This window comes from Crocosphaera watsonii WH 8501, assembly GCF_000167195.1.
Classification (GTDB): domain Bacteria; phylum Cyanobacteriota; class Cyanobacteriia; order Cyanobacteriales; family Microcystaceae; genus Crocosphaera; species Crocosphaera watsonii.
Genome location: NZ_AADV02000243.1, coordinates 1 through 4,599 on the forward strand (window position 1 = coordinate 1; position 4,599 = coordinate 4,599).

6 protein-coding genes are annotated in these 4,599 nt (G+C 36.7%); 4 read left to right on the top strand and 2 right to left on the bottom strand.

Annotated elements, in window-relative coordinates; genetic code table 11:
- The coding region (locus CWATDRAFT_RS29875; protein ID WP_042712893.1) for a transposase at nt 1–599 on the bottom strand (599 nt) is incomplete at its 3' end.
- A gap of 64 nt (nt 600–663) precedes the next feature.
- Entirely contained in the window at nt 664–1,245 is a 582-nt protein-coding gene (locus CWATDRAFT_RS29880) for a helix-turn-helix domain-containing protein (RefSeq protein ID WP_007306893.1), read from the bottom strand.
- An 833-nt stretch (nt 1,246–2,078) separates the two neighbouring features.
- Here CWATDRAFT_RS29880 and CWATDRAFT_RS29885 point away from each other — a divergent pair.
- From CWATDRAFT_RS29885 to CWATDRAFT_RS29900, 4 genes are all read left to right on the top strand, one after another.
- Nucleotides 2,079–2,438 carry a hypothetical protein gene (locus CWATDRAFT_RS29885; RefSeq protein WP_007308460.1) on the top strand — a complete coding sequence of 120 codons (360 nt, stop codon included), beginning with the start codon at nt 2,079–2,081 and terminating at the stop codon, nt 2,436–2,438.
- A gap of 162 nt (nt 2,439–2,600) precedes the next feature.
- A complete protein-coding gene (locus tag CWATDRAFT_RS29890; RefSeq protein WP_232287239.1) occupies nt 2,601–3,254 on the top strand; it encodes a hypothetical protein in 654 nt (217 codons plus the stop codon).
- Nucleotides 3,255–3,486: 232 nt separating this feature from the next.
- Nucleotides 3,487–3,708, top strand: a complete 222-nt coding sequence (locus CWATDRAFT_RS29895; RefSeq protein ID WP_007308462.1) for a hypothetical protein — start codon at nt 3,487–3,489, stop codon at nt 3,706–3,708.
- Nucleotides 3,696–4,112: a type II toxin-antitoxin system VapC family toxin gene (locus CWATDRAFT_RS29900; RefSeq protein ID WP_007308463.1), complete on the top strand. Its 417-nt coding sequence runs from the start codon at nt 3,696–3,698 to the stop codon at nt 4,110–4,112. Before CWATDRAFT_RS29895 ends, CWATDRAFT_RS29900 begins: the two co-directional genes overlap by 13 nt.
- Nucleotides 4,113–4,599 lie beyond the last annotated feature (487 nt).

The window sequence follows — 4,599 nt, forward strand, 5'->3', positions numbered from 1 at the left end:
TTAGCAAAATGTTGATTAAAGTAATCAATAAAATTGAGAATTTTTTGGGATAGTTCTTCAGTTGAACGGACAGTAATTCTTTTGAGTAAACGCCTGACTAAGATCGAAAACCAACACTCAATTTGATTAAGCCACGATGTATTTTGGGGAATATAAACAAAGCTAATTCGATGAGATTCATCTGATAAAAAATCTGCTCTGCTGTCCATAGATTGCAAAATCCCCTCCTTTCCTTTTCTTCCCAAATCAATAGTAATTCCACAGCTTTCTGCTACTAATTTGACTAAGCTTTCCGATTTATGAGTGTTGAGTTGATCTACAATAAAAATCCATTCTGCTTTTTCATCAATCTTAATCGTTCTCTGGATATGTTCAGAAAAATCTTGTTCTGTTCTTGTCGGTCCAATAGAGGGACTAACAACTTTTCCTCTTGCCACATCCCAGTTCGCAATCAAGCTTAAAGTTCCGTGTCTTTCATATTCAAATTCGATTTTTTCTACTTGTTTAGGCTTGATTCTTTTGTTCGGAAATAATCTCTCAAGAGCTTGAATCCCTGTCATTTCATCTGTACTAATTAAATGAATTCCTTGTTCTAACAAAGTTTTAGCTTCTTGATGAAGTTCACAGATATATTTGACTTGCTTTTTAAATTTTAAGGGATCATCAATTTTGGCATTTAACCAGTAACGAACGAGATGTGGTTGTAATGTCGCTTCTTTTTAAAAAACGCCCCACACTACGGGGGGAAATCTTTTCGACAATTCCTCTTTTTATGGCTTCATCCGCCAACTCTGAAGGTGTCCAATGGCTCACTGGCCTGTCTGATTTTTCACATTCTTCACAAGCGATCGCTACAATCTGGACTACTTGTTCGACCGTAAAGGATTTTGTTGTTCCAGGTCTTGGGCGATCGCTAAAAATTCCTTTGATCAAGACCATTAATGCTTTCTCCGTTACCTGTTGTTCTTCGGCGGCACTCAGTTTTTCTCTCTCCTCAAACCATCGCGATCGCCACTGACGCACTTGTACTCGGTCTAATTCTAATCTTCGACTAATCGAACTATTGCTCTCTCCTGATGCTGCGGCTAAGATTAGCTTGGCTCGTCTAACAAGGCGATAGGGGTTTGTTGTCCCTCTCACTATTTGTTGGAGTACTGTTTTCTGTAGGTTGGAGAGGTTAATTGGCAATGCTTTTATCATGGACATCAACTTCGAGATTCTTCCGTTAGTTTCATTGAAACACATTGTCGTGGCTAGTCACGAAAGTTTCTGTAAAAATCTGGTGGATTACTTTCGCCAAGCTGCACTAGCTGTCTTCATATTATCATTTTAATGATATATGTCTCATAATGAAAATATTAAATCAAATTTTAAAATTGCACAGATTTCGATTATGAAGCTTACTTTTAGTATTTTACGGCTACGGGGCGGAACTTGTCAACCCCTATTTATTAACTTACTAGGAGTTTCGCATTGACAGAAAATCTGAAATGTGCATCCGATATTAAAAGTATCAAGAGATACAATTTTCTGACTCACTCTGGTTTTTGGATGCTTTATTTGCGGTCTCGCTCCGCGAGTGCCTTTGGCAACGCCAATTCCCTCAAACAACGGAATTTCGGGCTTCAGTTGTAGTAATAATGTACAATGCGAAACTCCTACTTACAACAAAAAACATCAGTTATCATGTAATTATTAAGTAGGTAGGCACAAATAAACGTAAGTTTGTAGTTAGTCCTTGAGGAAGAGAAATATAGTCATCATGAAGGCTTAAGCCTTGACTACTAACTTTTCCATACATCAAATTGATGTTTTGTAGGGGAATAATAATATTATGCCTATCTTGGAGATAAATGCTCAAACTAACTAATTAATTTGTAATCCATCGTAACCCACCACAACAATTATTAATCATAGGTTTAATTTTAAAGTCTAGAAGACTGTGTTACAATTCAGGTCTTAAAAAGAAAAGCTATGCTAATATAAAAGCAAATTAAAGTTCCCTAACTTTTCCTAGAAAAATCAAGCATTAAGCCTAAAAAGCAAAAGTTAATTATTGAAAATTGGAGAGTTAAACCATGACATTATCTGTACCGCAATTAAATGGACAGTTTTTGAAGATTTTTCATGTTGGTGACAATTTTAACTTAAGTTCGAGTATTCTTAATCAAGATGAAATTGCTGCTCATCAGCAAGCATTAGTTGATTCTCAAGCATCTTGGGATCCTAATTTTATCTCGATATATAATGATCGCATCCTTCATCAAGCTACTGCACCAGGTATGGCAGGAGGGTATAATTTCAGCAGTAATCGTGATTGGGAACAAAATGGAATAGCTGTGGATGAAGGAGATCCCACGGCTGGTTATATCCAATTGCGCAATTATAATGGACAACTGGTGAGAATTGACTTTAGTTGGAGTGGGGGATTTTTTTGAGTTCAATCACCAGGAAATAACATTCGCTATGGAGTTTTAACCAATAATGGATGGAATTTATCTTATCATGAATTATTCTTAGATAATGATAGCGGTGAAGGTGCTTATATCAGTTCTACTGTTCTTCCTTCCACAAGAATGTATGACCCCTTCCAAGAAAGCATGGTATCTGTTGTTAACGGAATGAACTCAACAGAAGTTCTTTTAATTGATGCAATGGGAAATACCACCGCAACTCCCCAAGCAACCATTGCCTACAATCAGATAACTCGTGAAACCCAATTTCAACACGATGGCAACTTCTATACAACCTTTTATTACATCCCACAAGAAAGAATTATTTTTAGTGCTGCTACCGATGAAAATAATGACGGTGCTATACACGGAGGTTATCAGATTCGCCGTGGTTTCAATCAGAAGGATATTTATGTAGGAAATGGTTCTGTTTTCTCTGGAAGTTATAGTACCACCAATACCACAAGTCAATTTGCTGGCTATGATGTGTTTGTCTCTGATCCTTATGATGAATTGACAAATAGTGATTTCCAAAGTGAAGCATTGGGACTGGTTTTTGCTGACGATGAATTAAATGTTGGCGGCATTCAGAATATTAACCATACTTTGCTCAATGATGAGTTATCCGCTCAGTTTCTGGGTTATGAGTTAGAAGTAGATATTGCTGCTGAAGAGATTATTTTAAGCGAAGGGGGTACTTCCATTTTTGAATCTGTTGGGGATGTCGTGAGTTTTGTTGATCCTTCTGGTTTATCAGAATTTCATGATGCAACCTTCTTTAATTTGGCTAGTACAGTCTAGTTCGTAGGGTGGGTTAGATGGGAATAAATCATGAAACTAACGGATCAATTTTTAATCCATCGTAACCCACAAAAACTATTATTAATAATGGTTTTAATATTAAATAGGTTTGATGGTGTTGTATTTAACCGTGTTGGGTTTAACAGTGTTAAACCCCTACGAATTATAAAATTTATATGTTGTAGGGGCATAATATTATTATGCCCATCTCCCCTGTCAATAGGACAATACCATGTCAAACACATATCAAGCTATTTATGAAAATGGTCAAATAAAATGGTTAACAGAGGCACCATCTGTTAAATCAGCCCGTATTATAGTAACAGTGCTAGAACAAACTACAGTATCATCGAAAAATCGAACTCCCTCAGCAACAATTGCAGGGAAAGGAAAAACATTCGGTGATATCATTAGTCCTATAGTAGATGATCAAGACTGGGAATGTCTGAAATAATTCTTCTGGATACTCATATCTGGTTTTGGTGGATTAACTTGGAGTTTGATCGTTTTCCTTTGCAATGGAAAGAAAAGATAGAAACTGCTAGTCAAGTAGGAGTGTCCCCGGTTTCCTGTTTTGAGATCGCACTTGCTCAAAAACGTGGCAGACTACAATTACCTTGTGAGACAGAAAAATGGCTGGAAGAAGCTTTAACACCATCAGGGATCAGTTTATTTCCCATAACGCCAAAGATTGTCTCTTGTGCTGTCAACTTATCTCCTATTCATAAAGATCCTTTTGATAGAATTATCATTGCAACAGCCTTAGTTGCTCAAGCCAAACTAGCAAGTATTGATGGTTTATTCTCCCAATATCTAGAACTCAATGATGTAATTTTACCGAAGTCAAGTAAAATATGAAACTTTTATTACTCACGGGGTGACAAGCCCGTTAAAACCCTGATTGAAAGAGGGTTTCAGCCGTGGCGATCGCTCTATAAATTGTCAAAAACTAGAGGGCTTATTGAGAATAAACAATAATGATAATCATTCTTGCCGTGTGTGTGGGGGGGAGGAGGGTTACACCGTCCTCCCCCCCACAGGGTTCATGCTCAAAATCAACCCCTTGGGCAATATTAGTTTTTATTAAATAATAAAAATTGGTTTATTTTGGATAGTTACATCTAAAATAAATCATCTTCCACTGGTTATTTTATGTTAAGATAAAATAGGGGAATTAAGCCGTCTTATCTATTATGGACATGGCTTGTAACCCTTTTTTATAATTGTTGAGTTTCTGGGGATTATTGCTCATCATAATTGAAATAAAATCAGAGCAAAATTCCCAAGCGTGAATCCAAAGAGAGCCATAAAGTTCTATCCAAAAATTACTATGTCTTCGGTCACG